Origin of the sequence: Streptomyces sp. NPDC091682 (assembly GCF_044756625.1) — a bacterium.
Taxonomy (GTDB): Bacteria; Actinomycetota; Actinomycetes; order Streptomycetales; family Streptomycetaceae; genus Streptomyces.
This window is the reverse complement of sequence record NZ_JBIVTH010000014.1, coordinates 136,700-152,350: the sequence shown is the minus strand read 5'-3', so window position 1 is coordinate 152,350 and position 15,651 is coordinate 136,700. Positions and strand designations below refer to the sequence as shown.

General features: G+C 66.8%; 17 protein-coding genes and 2 pseudogenes. 13 read left to right on the top strand and 6 right to left on the bottom strand.

Annotation, left to right across the window (positions count from 1 at the left end; translation table 11 throughout):
* Positions 1–658: 658 nt before the first annotated feature.
* Together ACIQK6_RS29475 and ACIQK6_RS29470 are read left to right on the top strand one after the other, a co-directional pair.
* A complete protein-coding gene (locus tag ACIQK6_RS29475) occupies positions 659–910 on the top strand; it encodes a hypothetical protein (protein ID WP_329104389.1) in 252 nt (83 codons plus the stop codon).
* Between the two features lie 57 nt (positions 911–967).
* On the top strand, positions 968–1,165 hold the full coding sequence (locus tag ACIQK6_RS29470) for a hypothetical protein (protein ID WP_329104392.1): 198 nt from the start codon (positions 968–970) through the stop codon (positions 1,163–1,165).
* A gap of 386 nt (positions 1,166–1,551) precedes the next feature.
* Here the strand turns inward: ACIQK6_RS29470 and ACIQK6_RS29465 are convergent, their stop codons facing one another.
* Positions 1,552–1,887 (bottom strand): Lsr2 family protein, encoded by a 336-nt coding sequence (locus ACIQK6_RS29465; protein WP_329104394.1) that lies wholly within the window; start codon positions 1,885–1,887, stop codon positions 1,552–1,554.
* A gap of 210 nt (positions 1,888–2,097) precedes the next feature.
* Here ACIQK6_RS29465 and ACIQK6_RS29460 point away from each other — a divergent pair, with 210 nt between their 5' ends.
* The 4 genes and pseudogenes from ACIQK6_RS29460 to ACIQK6_RS29445 form a co-directional block, all read left to right on the top strand.
* The gene (locus ACIQK6_RS29460; RefSeq protein WP_402695743.1) at positions 2,098–2,898 is read left to right on the top strand and encodes a hypothetical protein; all 801 of its coding nucleotides are present in this window, start codon (positions 2,098–2,100) and stop codon (positions 2,896–2,898) included.
* Complete coding sequence (locus tag ACIQK6_RS29455; protein ID WP_329104398.1) at positions 2,795–3,256, top strand: hypothetical protein; 462 nt, start codon at positions 2,795–2,797, stop codon at positions 3,254–3,256. Before ACIQK6_RS29460 ends, ACIQK6_RS29455 begins: the two co-directional genes overlap by 104 nt.
* Positions 3,257–3,276: 20 nt before the next feature.
* Positions 3,277–4,080 carry a CPBP family intramembrane glutamic endopeptidase gene (locus ACIQK6_RS29450; protein WP_329104400.1) on the top strand — a complete coding sequence of 268 codons (804 nt, stop codon included), beginning with the start codon at positions 3,277–3,279 and terminating at the stop codon, positions 4,078–4,080.
* 60 nt (positions 4,081–4,140) lie between these two features.
* Positions 4,141–4,457, top strand: a pseudogene (locus tag ACIQK6_RS29445) (IS110 family transposase); the annotation flags it as partial.
* Positions 4,458–4,482: 25 nt separating this feature from the next.
* Here the strand turns inward: ACIQK6_RS29445 and ACIQK6_RS29440 are convergent.
* Positions 4,483–5,421 (bottom strand): hypothetical protein, encoded by a 939-nt coding sequence (locus ACIQK6_RS29440; RefSeq protein ID WP_402695742.1) that lies wholly within the window; start codon positions 5,419–5,421, stop codon positions 4,483–4,485.
* Between the two features lie 322 nt (positions 5,422–5,743).
* Here ACIQK6_RS29440 and ACIQK6_RS29435 point away from each other — a divergent pair.
* From ACIQK6_RS29435 to ACIQK6_RS29420, 4 genes and pseudogenes are all read left to right on the top strand, one after another.
* Positions 5,744–6,487, top strand: a pseudogene (locus ACIQK6_RS29435) (IS110 family transposase); the annotation flags it as partial.
* Positions 6,488–7,989: 1,502 nt separating this feature from the next.
* Positions 7,990–8,517 carry a hypothetical protein gene (locus tag ACIQK6_RS29430; RefSeq protein WP_329104406.1) on the top strand — a complete coding sequence of 176 codons (528 nt, stop codon included), beginning with the start codon at positions 7,990–7,992 and terminating at the stop codon, positions 8,515–8,517.
* A gap of 8 nt (positions 8,518–8,525) precedes the next feature.
* A complete protein-coding gene (locus ACIQK6_RS29425; protein ID WP_329104408.1) occupies positions 8,526–9,761 on the top strand; it encodes an MAB_1171c family putative transporter in 1,236 nt (411 codons plus the stop codon).
* 324 nt (positions 9,762–10,085) lie between these two features.
* Entirely contained in the window at positions 10,086–10,715 is a 630-nt protein-coding gene (locus tag ACIQK6_RS29420) for an HAD-IA family hydrolase (protein WP_329104410.1), read from the top strand.
* Positions 10,716–11,044: 329 nt separating this feature from the next.
* On the opposite strand, the gene ACIQK6_RS29415 is transcribed toward ACIQK6_RS29420, so the two are convergent.
* A complete protein-coding gene (locus tag ACIQK6_RS29415; RefSeq protein ID WP_402695782.1) occupies positions 11,045–11,893 on the bottom strand; it encodes a helix-turn-helix domain-containing protein in 849 nt (282 codons plus the stop codon).
* Between the two features lie 268 nt (positions 11,894–12,161).
* Here ACIQK6_RS29415 and ACIQK6_RS29410 point away from each other — a divergent pair, with 268 nt between their 5' ends.
* Entirely contained in the window at positions 12,162–12,680 is a 519-nt protein-coding gene (locus ACIQK6_RS29410) for a hypothetical protein (RefSeq protein ID WP_329104414.1), read from the top strand.
* A 296-nt stretch (positions 12,681–12,976) separates the two neighbouring features.
* Here the strand turns inward: ACIQK6_RS29410 and ACIQK6_RS29405 are convergent, their stop codons facing one another.
* Positions 12,977–13,441: a LysM peptidoglycan-binding domain-containing protein gene (locus tag ACIQK6_RS29405; protein ID WP_402695741.1), complete on the bottom strand. Its 465-nt coding sequence runs from the start codon at positions 13,439–13,441 to the stop codon at positions 12,977–12,979.
* 695 nt (positions 13,442–14,136) lie between these two features.
* Between ACIQK6_RS29405 and ACIQK6_RS29400 the strand changes: the two genes are divergently transcribed.
* Complete coding sequence (locus tag ACIQK6_RS29400) at positions 14,137–14,427, top strand: hypothetical protein (protein ID WP_402695740.1); 291 nt, start codon at positions 14,137–14,139, stop codon at positions 14,425–14,427.
* An 86-nt stretch (positions 14,428–14,513) separates the two neighbouring features.
* Positions 14,514–14,642 (top strand): hypothetical protein, encoded by a 129-nt coding sequence (locus tag ACIQK6_RS29395; RefSeq protein ID WP_329104422.1) that lies wholly within the window; start codon positions 14,514–14,516, stop codon positions 14,640–14,642.
* A gap of 93 nt (positions 14,643–14,735) precedes the next feature.
* Here ACIQK6_RS29395 and ACIQK6_RS29390 read toward each other — a convergent pair whose 3' ends face one another.
* Both ACIQK6_RS29390 and ACIQK6_RS29385 read right to left on the bottom strand, forming a co-directional pair.
* On the bottom strand, positions 14,736–15,116 hold the full coding sequence (locus tag ACIQK6_RS29390; RefSeq protein ID WP_329104424.1) for an HU family DNA-binding protein: 381 nt from the start codon (positions 15,114–15,116) through the stop codon (positions 14,736–14,738).
* 132 nt (positions 15,117–15,248) lie between these two features.
* Positions 15,249–15,614 carry a hypothetical protein gene (locus ACIQK6_RS29385; protein WP_329104426.1) on the bottom strand — a complete coding sequence of 122 codons (366 nt, stop codon included), beginning with the start codon at positions 15,612–15,614 and terminating at the stop codon, positions 15,249–15,251.
* Between the last annotated feature and the right edge of the window lie 37 nt (positions 15,615–15,651).

Below are 15,651 nucleotides of genomic sequence, written 5' to 3'. Positions count from 1 at the left end.
TACGAGTCGAGAGGGTACGGACCGTTTCCCCTGATGTTCCAGGCTTCCGCTCATGCTCCAGCCGTGGAACAGCGGGGACGGCTACAAGGAAGTGAAAGGGCATAAGGGAAACTGATAACGCGTGTCCTGCGGACCCTCGCTCCGCTCGGCCTCTTCACTGTGCTCCGATGACGTGTCAGGCATGGCCGACGGGCTCCACCGGTCGCTCAGCTCGCCGGTCCGTCGGTCGCCGGCGCTCCCTCGGGCGATGCCCAGCCCTGCGCTTGAGAGACGATCCCCAACACTGCCCCCGCCGCAGTTGTCCACAGGCGCGCGGGCAGGGGCGAAGGGTGCAGCAGTGGATGGGCAGGCGCGCAGCGCCTGGCTCGGGCGAGAAGTGACGCTCCGCGCGGTGGCTCGCAGTGCGATCCGGCCGGGGTGGATCACTCCAGCGGGATCTACCGGGTCGTCAGCCAGCAGGGCTGGCGCGGGAGCTGGGCTGAACATCGAGATCGCACGGACCCCATCGGGTCCGCACTCGATGGTCGCTACCCCGCCCGAGTCCACGTCCACGAAGAGGCACAACCACGACACAGTCCCAGCCTGAACTCGTCCGGCGATGGAGGAGCCCGCTGCGTGCCGAAGTTGTAGCAATCGAACAGCGAAGCCGTCGCCGAGGATGCGCTCCGGCGAAGTTGGGGACGTCGGTAACGTCGACTCCACCGACGACGAGAGCAGCGCGCTCGTCACCGTGAACATCCCCCGCAGCGGTGACGGGATGTACGTCGTCCACCTCATGCCGATGGGTAGTGACGATCAGATCCGCGTCGAGCTCCATCGGGAGAAGGGCCTGGCCGTGATCGGGTCCAGTACCGGCTGGCCGGAACGGGGCAGCGGCATGCAGGCCGCCGCGCCTGCCCAGACGCCATGACCACAGCTCTCGACTCCGGCTGTGGAGACCGCCGAGTCATGAGGAGAGGAGAGTCGAATGATTGCTGAAATGATTCCGGAATCGTGCTCGCACGTCGTCCTCTTCGCCGGTTCCCGCAGCTGGAGCGACGCGAAGAGCATGCGTGAGACGTTCAACGGCGCCTGGCGCGGCTGGGGGCCCAAGAACGTCACCCGGCCGGTGCTTCTTCCGGGGCACTGTCCCAAGGGGGCCGACGCCATGGCTGAACCGATGTGACGGGACGCAGGCTTCGAGATCGTCATCTTTCCCGCCGATCGGTCGGCCCACAGGGGGAGCAGCCGGCTTCCAGCGGAACCGGGTGAGGGTCGACGCCGCCCAGGTCTTCCGCGAGGCCGGGGCTCAGGTGCCGTGCACGGCCTTCCTCGGCCTTTGCCAGAAGCCCGGATGCCCGAAGCGGAGCCCGGAGCAGCTCATGCCGGATGCACCGGGGCACTTCTCGCACGGCACCGTCCGCTGCAGGGCTCGAGCGCGAGCTGCTGGGATCAAGACGACCAACGTGATCCATCCGGTCTGAAGACGCGCGAAGGGCCCTGCAGGGTGCTGCAGGGCCCTTCGGGGACGAACGGGAGAAGTCGGCCAGGAGGCGAACATCAGGCTCAGCGCTAGTTGCTCCGATCGATGTCGTGAGCCTCGTCGTAGGCCTGCATGACCTTCTTCGGGATGCGCCCCCGATCCGCGAACTCGTGACCCTTCTCCTTGGCCCACTCGCGGATCTTGTCCCGCTCCTCGGCAGTCGTCTCAGGTACGACTCGCTTCTTGGGCGCGGGCTTCCCGGCTTTCCGGCTGACCTCCAGGTACGACTTCAGCGCAGCCTCGAGGCCCTTCTTCTCCTCAACTGTGAGATCGACTTCGTACCAGGTGTCTCCCAGGCCGAAGGTCACGGTAGCCGCATCCGGCTTACCGCTGAGATCTGACTCGACAATGCTTCGAATAGCCATACCGGCGAGAGTAGCCGATGCGCAAGTACTTTGGAAAGCCTGTCGCAATCATTCGACATAAGTGCGCCATTTGGCGCCTGAATGAGACTCAAAGATGCTGGTGAATTGGCAGAGGGAGTGACTGTTACTGCTAGAATCGCAGCAGCGTTGAAAGGTGTTTCATGCCCCGTTCTCCACCGACCAGCGACCCCGATCGAGAGGGCCTCCAGCATGTCCACGCTTCATGCCGTCGACGACCACTCGCTCACCGAAGAGGACGTCGCCGAGATCCATGCGAAGTCGCCTGACACCCGGGTTCTGCTCACCTGTGACGGCGGAGTGAACTCCCACCGCGGTATCGCCGCCGCGCGTGCCCCGGGCTGGACGACGTTGGCGGCCGACCGCCACGAGGAGCTCGCACCGGGCTCGACCGCGGACATCACTGTCGACCCGTGCCGGATCGACGAGACCTACGCCCACACTGGGATCTGCGGTGCCCACGTCCTCTACCAGGTGATCGAGGCATGCACCCGTGTGCATTGGCCCGAGAAGCTCTGGGAGATCCGCCTGCTGCGCGGCGCCGCGCCGAAGACCATCCCCAATCCCTGGGGTGGGTTCGACGCCGACCCCGATGCCATCGACATCGAACAGTCGATACTGATGCAGCTGCTGCGCACCGAGCCGCATCACCCGGTCTTCCTCCGGGCCTGCGAGGGCTTCGCGCTCGTGCTCAAGGCCTTCGCCCGGGTCGGCGAGATCCGAGACGTCGACGACCTCGATGAGGGCTTCTTCGGCTTCTACCTCGCCGCCCCGGCGATGAACAGCCCGCGCCGCACGGGGGCCGCGCTTGAGCCGTGCTTCGCGGTGCTCACCGCCGACGGTGCCGACGTCATGGTAAAAGGCCGAGAAGTCGGGCGGCCTAGTCGCCGTGCTCCAGGAGACCACCCAGGTTGCCCTGCTCGCCGTCAGCGCCGATGGCTCCAAAGGCGATCTCGTGCTGGGCCCGGACGCCGACTGCGACGCCGGCCTTGAAGATCTGCAGTCGCTGTTCGAGCTGGTGCGCCGGACCGGGGGCCTCAAGCCCTTCGGGCACGGCTTCACCACGGCGGTCGTCGAGATCGCGATCGAGCCCCTGGGCCTGCGCGTGGACCGGATCGGATCCGAATCGCAGCACCTGCGCCTGATCACCCGGTCCGGCCCGTCCTGCCTGTCCTTTCTGTGGTGGAACGTCGCTGAGGAGAAGTTCGACGTGATCCAGAGCTTCGTGCAGCGCGCCAGCCGTACCGAGCTCGGGACGCTGCGCTTCACGGCGACGTTGCAGCCGAACACCTTCCGCGGCGACACCCGCGTCCAGGCCGTCATCAACGAACAGATCACCAGGGCTGCTTGAGCCCCGTAGAGGAGAAGACCATGACGACGCCACCGACCACTTCGCGTCTGCTCGGCATCGGGTGGTGCGCCCTCGTGCCGTTCGCCGTCGTCGCGGTCTACCTCGGTCTGGGCGCCGTCGCGGTCCGCCTCATCGGAGAGCCGATCGTCGCGACCTCCGTCCTGAGCATGCTTGTTGTCGTCCTGGTCGGCTCGGTGAGGATCCTGCGGCCCCAGTGGCTCGCGCATGCGCCGGCCCCGCGGCCGAGCACGGAAATTCCGCGCTTCGGGTGGACCGTCGTCGGCTGCGCGGTCCTGGCATTCCTCGCCGGGCAGTCGCTGGCCTTGTGGATCTACGCCACGACCGGGTCCACAGGCTTCGACACGTCGAACCAGACGAGGCACGCGGCTGGAGTGCTGGCGACCCTGCTGCTCGCCATGGTCGCGGCTCCTGTGGGGGAGGAGGCCCTGTTCCGAGGGCTGGTCTACCCATTGCTGCGCAAGCGGGTGAGCATCCTCGCTTCCACGCTGGTCACCGCCGTGGTGTTCGGCCTGCTGCACGGCAACGCCGTGCAGTTCGCCTCGACCCTGCCGTTGGCGGTGCTCCTGGCCCTGATCTACGAACACACCCGCGTGCTGTGGCCCTGCGTGCTCCTGCACCTGGGCTTCAACCTCGCTGCCGCCGTTGTCCCGGCACAGGCGCTCTTCGCTCTGGCGAACCCCGTCTCCGCGGCGCTCCTGTACTTGGCCTTCGCTGGGTGTGCCTTTGGGCTCTACCGGCGGGTCGCCGGCTGGACTGCGCCAGGCGCAGTCCAGGCTTCGGGAGGCGAGTCCGCGATGCAGTGAGCGAGGTACTCAGCCTCTTCTGAAAACGATGGCGCCCTCCGCACTGGACCTGACGGCCTGTCCGGACGCCGCCGACTCGTGACCTTGATACGTCCGAAAGCACCGCGGATGGCCGAGCGACTGGTCGAGGACGTCTTCACCGCACTGGACGAACAGACCGTCGTCGTCCCGGGCACGGACGCGGCCGTGCTGACCCTTCCCGGCCTCGCCACCTCGCCACCTCGCTCCGAGCAATTCTCGGCCAGCGGAAGCTCCTCGCCGCCCGGATCGAGGAACTGCTGGAGGACCACCCCCTTTCCAAGGTCGTGACGTCGATGCCGGGGATCGGCGTCAGGGCCGGAGCGCGGATCCTCATCGACGTCGGCGACGGATCCAGCTGCCGCAGGCCGAGCGGCACGGGGTTCAGCGGTCGTAGCGGTGGGTGTAGGGGGTGTCCAGGCAGGTACGGCAGACGAAGAAGTCGATGCCCCCGCCGCCCAGGTACATGTGGTGTCCGAACGTGTCGAGGGCGGCGGGGTCCGCCTCGGCTCGCCAGGACGGGGTCGCGGCCTGGTCCTGGCTGGGGTTCCGCTCGTCCAGCGGCAGCCAACGGCCCGCGCCCGGTTCGGTCGCGGTGACGCTGAGCAGGTGCTCCATGTGCGTGCCGCAGTTCGCGCAGTCAGGCCAGTCCGGCGCCTGGGTCCAACTCGGATATCCGCCGACCTTGCTCTGCTGAGTGGTGGCCACCTCGAAGTAACCGAATCCGCGTTCCTCATGGAGGGCCTCGAAGCGCTCGCCGAGTTCGCCCGGCAGGTCCCGAAGCGGGTATTCCACGGCCGGTGTGGGGGACACCGTGCACGGGCGGGGCAGGTAGTCCTCCTCCGCGGTGTGCGGGCGGGGCGCCTTCCCGTCAGCGACGTCGGCGGCCGTCAGTGTCGCGCTGCGCCAGTGGAGGCGGGGGTTGGCCGCGTGCTGGTCGTCCTCGTGCACGAGCGGGCACCACAGGATCTGAAACAGGTCGGTACCGGCGGGGAAGACGAGACCGGGCACGTCCCGTGCGTAGAGCTGGACCACCGGGACCATCGCGACCGGGTCGGGTCCGACGGGCTCGGCGAGCGGCTTGTAGTGGTCCGGTTCGGCGCACATGGGCCAGGGCTCGCCGGCCGGCCACAGCAGGGGCCCGCCGATGGAGCTGTTGCCGGGGCCCGGCTGCCCGGCCCGGGGGTAGAGGAGGGTGGCCGTGCGCGCCGCACCGGCCAACTCCGGAAAGACCGACTCGACATCGAAGGGGATCGGCGCCAACAGGCGCGGCCAGGCCGGCCGGGCCCCAGAGATGTCCTGCTGTACGTGCCCTGACGGCATGAGGTCTCCTGCTGCTGATGGTCGTACGCCGCCGACCATAGCCCCCGCATCCGACAGCCCTTCTGCCCACGCCTCCTGATGTCCCGCATCCCGCCCGTGGGGCGACGGGCGAATGCTCCGGCGTCGGCCTGGACCTGGGGGACCTCTCCCTGAAGAGCACAAGCATGGGCCCGAAGCAAGCACCGCGGCGTTCCCCAATTTCAGCGACATCATTTTCACGTCGCGGAATGCCTTCTCGCCTCCGAGCAACAGGCGTTCCCGGGACTCACCTACAAAGCCACACTGCCGGGGCCGGGACGGTCAACACCTGCGGAGGGGTGCGATGTTGGACACCGAAGGCATGGGCGTCTTCCTCGGGGTGGACGTCGGCAGGACGGCTCACCACGGCCACGGGATCACCCCGGACAAGCTCAAGGCCAAGTTCGGCACCGTGTTGTGCCGATCGTGGACCAGCCTGCCTCGATCGGTGCCCCGCCACTGACCGTCGCCCGCGACGCAGGCTGCGAGGTCGCCCACCTGCCCGGGCTCGCCATGCGGCGGATCGCCGCCCTCTACCCGGGCGAGGCGAAGACGGATGCGAAGGACGCGGCAGTGATCGCGGATGCGGCCCGGGCTCACCGTCCTGACCGGCTTCGACCAAGACCTCGCCGCAGAAGCCACCCGCACCAGCAACCGGATACGCGGCCTGCTCACCCGGTTCCACCCGTCACTGGAGCGGGTCCTTGGCCCACGGCTGGACCACCCTGCCGTCGCCTGGCTCCTCGAGCGCTACGGATCCCCGGCCGCACTGCGCAAGGCCGGCCGCCGCAGACTCATCGAGCTGACCCGGCCCAAGACCCCGCGCATGGCCACCCGGCTGATCGAGGACGTCTTCGACGCCCTCGACGAACAGACCGTAGTGGTCCCGGGAACGGGCACCCTCGGCGTGGTCATCCCCTCGCCCGCCCGCTCGCTCGCCGCGGTCCACGAACAGCGCCGGGCACTGGAAGCCCAGATCGGCACCCTGTTGGAGGCCCACCCTCTTCACCCGGTCCAGCACCCACCCCGACCTGGCCGCGGCCAACGCCGCGGTCGCCGGCCTGTGCACCCCGCCGCTGGAGGCCGCGCTGCGCGTTCTGTGGCCGCACGTCGTGCGCAGCCCGCACGAACGGCGAGCCGCGCTCTCGCTCGACGCCTGCGCCCCGGAGCTCGTGTTCATCGGCGGTCCGCTACTCGTCCTGGCCCTGCACGCCCTGACCGGCACCACCGTCGTGCTCATCGCCACAGCGGCGATCGTGCTCGCCGGGTGCGCGCTGTTACGGGCTCGGCCCGATCCGTACCCCCGGCCTGCGCGCCCTGGCGGCAGCCCTGTTCGGGGCGGGCATCACCCTGGGAGCACTCAACGTCGTCGCCCTCGCCGCAGCCGAACGTCACCACGCCGAGTACCTCTCGGCGTTGAGGCCCGCGGCGCTCGCAGTCGGCAGCCTGATCGGCGGCCTCCTTTACGGACGCCGCACCTGGCCCGGCTCGCCCTCGCGTCAACTCCGCGCGATCGGTTGCGGCTTTGCGGTCGGCTCCCTGCCGACGCCTGCCGACCCCGCCCCTGTCCCGGCCATCACGGCCGCCGCACTGCCCGGCCACTGCTCCCGCGGCAGCCGCAGGTGTTGCCGCCCGGTCCGTCGTGCTCTGGGCCACGCGCCGCCACTTCACCCCTGCTGCCGACCACCCTCCGGTGGCGTCCACTCAGCCGAACCGCCGACCAGACCATTGGAGAAGTGGCCGTCCCCCCGCATGAGGGTTGGGGCAGGACCACGGCGAGCACGGATCCCGGGTGCACCCGAACGTAGGCCAAATCCAATCGACTTGACAGGATCGTTGCGTGTAGGGATATCGTACGACCGCTCATCAAGTGGGCTAGATGATCAACATTTTTGGTTGACCTGGCCGTACTGTTCAGTTCCGCAACGGGGGGTAAGGCCAGTACATGCGGTGGAAAGCTCGCCGCGTCGGCAAGGGGCATGCGGTCAGCCGCCCTGCCGTACGCAGAGCAGCCGGGAACATTGTTGAGAAAACCAAGCGCCGGGCGCAGCCGTTTGACAACATTTTCCGCCCGCGCAGTGTCCGCGGATCACGACCAGTCCACCGCATTGCCACCCGGGCGCTCACGGGCGCCGTCATCGCGATGGCCTTCGTGTTCACCGTTGCGTTCGAGGTTGTCGCTGAAGTCCGGTACTTCATGGAACCGTACGCCGGCGTCCTGAGTCTGCCGATAGGCATGGGCCTGTTCTGTCTCTGCACCGCTGCCGTCGTGGTCACTGGGCAGCGAAGCGGGGGTTCACTGCACACGCGGAAAGTCTGACGACTACTGGCTCAGCCTGCCGAACGCATGCCTGAGCACGGGGCGGGTGGCGCCCCGAGAGTTAACGGGGCAGGGGCGAGGGGGACGGGGCGATGAGGTGGGCTGCTCGACGGAAGGCCGCCCGGAGCGGGGAGAGTGGCGGGTTGCGTGCAGAACCAGGCGGTGGAACGCCGATGCACCTCGCGAGAGCAGTCATGCGGTGGCGCAGGGACCCCTCGCGACGCGCCCTCTTGAAGGAATGCGAGAAGCTGCTTGCCGATCTGCCCGTGCCCACTCCCTTCAGTGTCGAGGCGCTGGTCCGGAACATGGAGCATGCACTGGAGCGTCAGATTCGGCTGGTGCCCTTTGACGACCCGGATGGAGGGCTGGGCACAGCCTGCGGCCTCCGAGTCAGGACGCCGGAGTTCACGGTCGTGCTCTACCGACGCCGATCCAGCCGGAACCAGACCGAGCACATCATCCTTCACGAGCTGGCGCACGAGTGGCTGGACCACGGCAGCACCCTGACCGATGAAGAGGTCGAGCGATACGTCCCTGAGCACATCCGGGACGAAGTCCTTCGTCGATTCCCCTCGGCTCTGGTCCAAGGCCGCGTGAACTACGACAGCCCGGAGGAGCAGCAGGCCGAGTTGTCGGCGTCCCTGATCAAGCGGTTGGCCCGCCATCAGCAGGTGGCCGGCGACGACATGGTCAGCCTCTTGGAGTCCTCTCTCTCCCACCCGGTTGCTCCGCCGCGGCGTGGCTCCAAGAACGAATAACGGACGGCATGCTCGACTTCTTCAGGTACCTGACCGCGGCAGTGATGACCCTCATAGCCGTCTGGCGATTCCCCGCCGTCCGGTACGGTGACGCCCACCGCCGAGCCCTCTGGGGCGGCTACGCCGGATTCTCCGTGGCCTTGTGGCTCTACACACCAGCAGCGATGCACGCCGTGGACCACATCCCCGTGATCGACCTGAACGCTCTCCTCAGGCACTTCGCCAGCACCGCCGCCATCATCGCGTCCTTGACGTACGTTGCGACCAGCTACGGCAAGAGCTCCGAGGCCGTGGTGCCCCGACACGTCACGGTGTCGCGCTGGATCGCCCGTGCCTCCTACCCGGTGGGCGCAATCGGCGTGACCCTGCTCACCATTCTCTTTTTCACCGTTGTGGACCGCCAGCGGCAAAGTGAAGACTTTCTCAGCGATCATGCAGGGGAATTGGGCGCCGCTGTGTATATGAGCGTCTTCTACTTCTTCCCGCTCGTCACGACCGCCGTCTGCGGCTACCAGTGGTCGCGTGGGGCGCGAGAAGCCGAGACGCCCAGCATGCGAATCGGTCTCAGGCTCATGGGAATCTCGATGTGGATGGGGCTCCTCCACACGACTGCCCGAATCGTCATCGTGTGGACGGCGGTATTTTTCCCGTTGAGCCATTCGACAATGGAGATGCTCATTGATCTCACGGCGATGTGGATGAACCTGCTCTTCCTGATCGTGGCTGTAGGCGCGAGCATCCCCACCACCAGCGTCGTTGCTGCTCGCTGGAAGACATGGAAGACCCTCTACCGGCTTCACCCGCTCTGGTACGACCTGGTGAAGGCCTTCCCCGGAACGAGTCTCTACCCGCCCGGGTCGCGCCTGGCCGAGCTGATCCACATGCGGGTCCCCAGCGATGTCCGCCTGGACCGATGGACCCAGGACGTCGCCGATGCCTGCGAGAAGCTCCGTTACTACGCCCCGGAGACGCTCCTGTGGGCTGCTGAGGAGACGACCGCGTCGCACCCCGACCCCGAGCCGGGCGCCGAGGCGTACTGGATCGCCGCGGCGCTGCGTGCCGCTGCCTCCACAAAGGCCAGCCAGTACGCGACGGGCCCGCTCCAGGAGAAACCTTTCGTCGACACGAACAGCGAGGCAGCCTGGCTCGTGCGAGTGAGCAAGGCATACGCGGTCATCACCCCGGGCGACGCTCAAGAGCTTCTGCAGCAGTCTGCGGAGCTGAGTCTTGAACCGGACGCGTAAAACGTTGCAGCCCGAAAACGCCATTCGAGTTTCAGGTGCTGCTCCTTGCGGCTGAAGAAGTCGACTCAATTGGGAGGTCGCGTGAAATAGGAAATAGCCTAGCCCCAGGTGCTATTGCCGCCCTTCAGATTCGGGCGGGGCCGCCAGTCCCGCAAAGAGGTGGCTGGTACCGTGGCCATACAATGGGCGGCATCGTTTTCCGCCCTGTAAATACCGCCGACCCTGGAAAGCGAAGCGCAGGCGCTGTCGCCGCCACGCGTACGCCGGGGCCGGAACGCTGTCCAGCACGGGCGGCGCCCAGATTCTCAGCACTGGAGTTCCTGCATGTCTCAGCGCACCGGCCTCGTCCTCGACTTCGGAGGCGTGCTCACCACACCGCTCCTGCCCGTGGTGCTCGCCTTCGAGCAGCGTGAAGGGCTTCCCCAGGGTGCATGCATCTCGGCCCTGTACCAGGACGAAGAGGGCGTCCGGATCACCAGCGACCTCGAGCGTGGAGCGGTCAGCCAGACCGAGTGGAACGAGATTGCCGGCAAGAAGCTGGGCGTCTCTCCCGACAACTTGATGGGCAGGATCTTCGGAGGCCTGCGTCCGGAGCCGCTGCTGATCAACGCGGCCGCCGCGGCGCGGCGAGCGGGGATCAAGGTGGGCATCCTGTCCAACTCGGTGGGCCTCGCGCCCTGGGACCTCTACGACGGCTACGACCTCGAAGGGCTGTACGACGTCGTGGTGATCTCCGAGCACCACCAGCTGCGCAAGCCCGACCCCGAGCTCTTCGAGATCACGCTCAAGCTCATGGAGATGCCTGCCGAGCAGTGCGTCTTCGTGGACGACACCGAGGGGTACGTCCAGGCGGCGGAGCGGCTCGGTTTCGCGGGGGTGCACAACAAGGACCCCAAGCAGACGGTGGCCGACCTGTCGAACCTGCTGGGCGTGGACCTCACCGCCGCGCCGTAGCCGGCCTCCGGGCAGGCGCCTGGTCCAGCCGTCCCCGGCCGTTGGCCACCTCACTGCGAGGTGGTCAACGGCCGGGGATCTGCGTTGTGCCGGTGCGGCTCGGGACCCTGGTCGTACGCGTCAGAACCGTGGGACCACATCTGGTACGCGGAAGGTGCCGTTTCACCCCGGACGAAGCCCGGCCGTCGGCTACCCCGACACGCCGCATCGGGCGGGCCCCAAGCTGCAGCTCAGCCGCGAAGGGCGTCAGGCTGAGGGCGGGAAGCGTCCGGCCCCGCCATGGCCAGGGGCGGACGGCTCGGCGGCGCTGTTGAGGCGTGGCGCCGGCGTCACTGCTCGCTCTGCTTGCCCGGCAGCTTGTTCTTCAGCTCTCCGACGACTTCGTTGATCTTGGCCATCATGCCGGCCGACAGCCCCGCCTGGTTGCCGCGGGCGGCGAGGCCGAGGATCTGGCCCTGGTGGATCGACCCGAGGAAGCGGATGGCTTCGAGGAATTCACCGGCCGCAGGGCTCAACTCGGCGTCGTCCTGGAAGAGGGCGATGTCGACCTGGAGAGCATGAGCCAGGCCGGCACGTACTGCGTCCGAGGCAGCCGTCGGGGCGCCCGAACGAAGCGCGGCGATGTCATCGGCAGTCATGTGCGTCGTGCCGCTGTGCTCGTTGACGGCCTGCGCGATCTGCTCGTTGGACGGAGACGTCTGGCCTGCGTACCCGTGCTCCAGGAGATAGTTGATCTTCTCGCCGACCGTGCGAGGTGCAGACGGACGGGCTTCCCTCAGCGGCCGCACCCTGCGGAGCCCGAACGAGACGTCCTGCGCGGCCAGTAGCTCTTCCGTCGTCACCCCGTAGGCGTGCGAGAGGGGTCCCACGTAGGCATCCTGGAGCCGACGCCTGCCGGACTCCGCGTTGCTCAGCGGCACGCGACTGGCGTCGATGGCCTCGGAGGCCTGCGCCACGCTGAGGCCGGCGTCGCAGCGAAGCAACTGCAGGTCCACGGCGCCGTCGTAGGGGAAGAGGACGTCGAGGTCCTGACCAAGTGCCGACGCGATCCCCGGGAGCTTCTCCCCCTTGGGGAACTCCTCGCCGCTTTCCCATCGCGCCACGGTCGGGCCGCGGACACCTACTCTCGCGCCCAACTCCTTCTGGCTGAGCTCCCTACCCCGTCTGACAGCTCGCACTCGGCTGCCGTCGAATTGACGTGGCACATGAACTCCTGCGACTTGGCGGTCTGGACCTCGGGTGGCGATGAGAGAACCCTAACGGCAACAGGCTTGATCGATCCATGCATCTACCGTACGTTTCTGTATCGCACCTGATGATGGGGCTCTGCTCGCGCGTCGATCCTATGCCCTGTGGTTAGTCCATCGCTGAACTACCCGCCCTGTTCAAGGCGGGTCCACCGGACCCGGTCATGCAACGGCCTAGGAACCTGGAAGGATCCCACCGATGATCCAGTCTCACCCAGAGGCGTCCAACTCTGATGAGTTCAAAGGTTTCAACGAAGCCCGGCGCATCATGTGGTGCTACGAGGCTCGTGTCCGCGTGTGCGAGCGGTTCGAGGAGACGAGCTTCGTTGGTGATGCCAACGTTGCGGCGGTCCACGTCGACAACACCACCAGGGCGGACCGCGTGTTCCTCGTGGCATTCGACGAGGCCGGCCAGCAGGTCGGCGTTGACACGCTCTACATCGACGGGCCGAATCAACACCTCGACATCGCTTCCGAGTTCGACCACGACTTCACCGGGATGGACGTCGTGCCGGACTCGCAGCTTGACCAGGCCATCTCTCGCGAGAACGGCTGGGTCGTCGACCTGAAGGTACTGCGCGAGTACGAGCCCTTGGTCGATCGCCGGGCCACGCAGCGCGCGGTGTTCTTGGTGCATCTGCAGGACATGATGACGAACGGCGAGGTCCGCGGATTCCTGTTCGGCCGAGGTGAGTCCGATGAGGCTGATGCGGCGTGAGGGACCACGATCTTGTACATCAGACGGCCCCGCTGGCCGGGCTGCCGGCGGGGTCGCCTGATCTCTGACGCTGTTACGGCGCTGCGTTCTCGCAACGAGGGGGATCGGCACAGCTGATCCCGGTGTCGAACCCGGGCGGAGTGCAGGCGTTCCGTGGACCGGCTCACGCCGGTCCCGGGTGACGCATGGCGATGAGCCCGCCTGAGGAGACGGCGACGCCCTGACGGCCTCGTGGCGCCAGGGCGTCGATTCAGGCTCGGTACGTGAGTACGTGACGGTGTTGCCCTGTCGCGTCGTCACACCCGGGGGATGAGCAGCGAGGCCCCCGCGTAGATGAGATCCAGATTCTGGATCTTGTTCGCCTCGACCAGAATGCCGATCGGAACCCCCGTCGCCCCCGAGATCGCGGCGAGCGTATCGCCTGGCTCGATGGTGTGCGGCTTCGCCTTCGGCGCGGGCTCGGCCGGTGCGCCCGATCCGTTGCGCTCGTCCTCGTTGCCGCGACCGGGCGGCGAAGCCCGACTCGCCTCGCTCTCGTCCGGCTTCCCCGCGCCGCCCTCGCTCGGCTGCTGGGCGCTGCTGTCTCCGGCGTTCGTCTCGTCAGGGTTCCCCGGTGCCTCGGCCGGGGCGTGATTGCCCTGCAGTGCCCGGGTGAAGCCGCCGTCGGAAGTCGCGAGCTGCGTCAGGCCCCAGCCGGCGAAGAGCGCCGCTCCGCCCGCCATGACGATGGCTGCGATGAGCGGCCCGCTGCCGAAGCCCATCGGGCCGGCGTGACTCCCGGCCGTTGCTCTCGTCCGTGCCGTCGGCTTCGACGCCGTCCCCGCTGGCCTCTGAATCGTAGCCGCCATCCCTACCCCAACTCCTCTATGAATAGCATGCAGAGTCATCCATGTCCGACATTGACATTCTACTCACAGTTGAATCCAAGTAGGTGCAATAAGGGATTGAATGGTAGTCGGAATCCTGTCTGATGGATAGCCAATGGTCATCGCCTGGTGCTCGTCGGCCCCCGCTTGACTCCCGCCCTGTATCAGCGCGGTGGTCTCGTCGAAGCGCTTCCGGCCCGGGCGTTCGCCCGGTTCGGGACGGCCGTCGACAAACTGAGCGCCGAAGCGACCTCCCGGGCTGGCCAGCATCGGCCGGACGGCGCCGTCACGCTGCTCGACCGCGCGATGGCGGATCGGGTCCTGGAGCAGGAGTGGTGGCCCGGTGGCGCTCGCTCGGCATTGTCTGCATGCAGGGCGACGAGGGGAACTTCTGAAGTCGTGGCTGTCCATCGGTCAGGGCCCGTGCTCCAGCCCGCACCGTGCGGGACTGGACCACGGGCTCCTCCTTCTCTTGCCTGGCCCGCCTCTCGGAGATGGAGTGAGCCATCATTCGACGCCCATATCGACTCGGCGGGAACCCTCGTGTGCGAGTCGACGAGAAGTTGATCTCGACTGAGTAGACTGAAGGCATGACTCGCAACGACGATGCTCACGACAACGGCACTCCAGGCGCCGAGCTCCCGAAGTTCTCTGTCAATGTCGTCCCGACGGACCAGCTCAGGCTCATGAAGTACGACCACGCGGCCCACGTCCACGCTGAGGCTGATTTCCAGGCCGAGCTCTCCCGTCGCATCCAGGAGTCCGACGCCTCCAGCGAGGCGGGCATGACCACCGAAGAGCTGGCCGAGAGCCTCGGCCCGCTCGGTCAGCAGTGGGCGGATGACTACCGTGCTGCCCAGCAGAAGAAGCCTCATGAGTGAGCGTCGGCCTGCCATCCGTTTCGTGCCGACCGTCGGTCTCAAGTAGGACCTCCAGACTCTCCACGACGCTGCGGTGACGCGACCTCGTGGACCAGAAAGCCGGCTCCTGCGCGTGGCCCTCAACCAGCTGGCCCGGATCCAGCAAGGCGCGCCGGGCACGCACCCGCTGGGGGGTCAGTGCGCTCGTGCTGATCTTCGTCATCGCCGACGGCTGAGCCTCGCGGCCGAACTCATTTCATCCATAAAGAAAATCCCCGTGTTGCCTGTGGGCATCACGGGGACTCTCTTTTCTGCCGGCTCCTCGCTGTCTACGATGCGGGCCGCAGCTCACGACCCTCAATGGAGTTTTCGAACTTGTCGGCATCCCCGATCGTCCCGTAGGTATCCGGTGAGGCGTCGGCATTGCTCCCCAGTCGGCGGTTGAAGGTGCTCGATGCGGAGAACTTGAGAACCACGTAGTCATCGACGTCGCTCTTGCCGAAGCGCACCTTGTGGCCCTTGTGGTCCTGCCGGTAGAAGCGGCCGAAGCTCGTGAGTACGACCGCCTCTCCGCAGCTCACCGCCCCAGTGAGTTCACCAAGCAACGACTCGTATACCTTGTTCACCACCGGGATGGGCAACTTGCTACGAGTCGCGACCCGCGAGATGAATTCGCGCTTATTGACACGCGGTGTCTTCGTCGTTTCCATGTTTACACCCTGTCCTATCACTGTTCATGACGCAGTTCCACTTAGAAACCAGTCTATCGGATATGGTCATGAGTGGAGAAGGGGAGTTGGGCGTATCAAGTGCAATCGGCATGCCTATCGTTGCTCATTTGACTAGATTTCCAGATCTGGCTCGATCCCCTCCCGATCGTCCTCGGGCTCATAGTCGACCGACTCGATGATGTTCCGCGTGTTCGGATCGCGGCGGTGGTTCATGATCTTGTTGTGAGACTCCTCGGACCGCCGCTGCGCCGCCACGCGGTGGGCCGCATCGAGCTTCGTGCCGATGTTGCGCTCTCCGAACTCCATCAGCGAACTCAGTGCCGACTTCGCGCCCTGCTGGATCGCGCTGACGTTCGACTTGTTCTGCGCCCGCTGCTGCTCCCATCGGCTCCGATCCTCCGGTGTGACGTAGCCGAACATCCGCGCGAAGCGCGATCCGAACCTGACCTGCTGTCCCTCGTTCTGTTCCTGGTTCATGCCCCCTCCTCCTGCTCCTTGTTCGTGTTCTCGGATC

Bases quoted from the DNA above. Each gene is read 5' to 3' on its own strand.
- ACIQK6_RS29475 (WP_329104389.1), top strand. From the start codon at position 659: ATGCGCTCCGGCGAAGTTGGGGACGTCGGTAACGTCGACTCCACCGAC.
- ACIQK6_RS29470 (WP_329104392.1), top strand. From the start codon at position 968: ATGATTGCTGAAATGATTCCGGAATCGTGCTCGCACGTCGTCCTCTTC.
- ACIQK6_RS29465 (WP_329104394.1), bottom strand. From the start codon at position 1,887: ATGGCTATTCGAAGCATTGTCGAGTCAGATCTCAGCGGTAAGCCGGAT.
- ACIQK6_RS29460 (WP_402695743.1), top strand. From the start codon at position 2,098: ATGTCCACGCTTCATGCCGTCGACGACCACTCGCTCACCGAAGAGGAC.
- ACIQK6_RS29450 (WP_329104400.1), top strand. From the start codon at position 3,277: ATGACGACGCCACCGACCACTTCGCGTCTGCTCGGCATCGGGTGGTGC.
- ACIQK6_RS29440 (WP_402695742.1), bottom strand. From the start codon at position 5,421: ATGCCGTCAGGGCACGTACAGCAGGACATCTCTGGGGCCCGGCCGGCC.
- ACIQK6_RS29425 (WP_329104408.1), top strand. From the start codon at position 8,526: ATGCTCGACTTCTTCAGGTACCTGACCGCGGCAGTGATGACCCTCATA.
- ACIQK6_RS29420 (WP_329104410.1), top strand. From the start codon at position 10,086: ATGTCTCAGCGCACCGGCCTCGTCCTCGACTTCGGAGGCGTGCTCACC.
- ACIQK6_RS29410 (WP_329104414.1), top strand. From the start codon at position 12,162: ATGATCCAGTCTCACCCAGAGGCGTCCAACTCTGATGAGTTCAAAGGT.
- ACIQK6_RS29405 (WP_402695741.1), bottom strand. From the start codon at position 13,441: ATGGGCTTCGGCAGCGGGCCGCTCATCGCAGCCATCGTCATGGCGGGC.
- ACIQK6_RS29400 (WP_402695740.1), top strand. From the start codon at position 14,137: ATGACTCGCAACGACGATGCTCACGACAACGGCACTCCAGGCGCCGAG.
- ACIQK6_RS29390 (WP_329104424.1), bottom strand. From the start codon at position 15,116: ATGGAAACGACGAAGACACCGCGTGTCAATAAGCGCGAATTCATCTCG.
- ACIQK6_RS29385 (WP_329104426.1), bottom strand. From the start codon at position 15,614: ATGAACCAGGAACAGAACGAGGGACAGCAGGTCAGGTTCGGATCGCGC.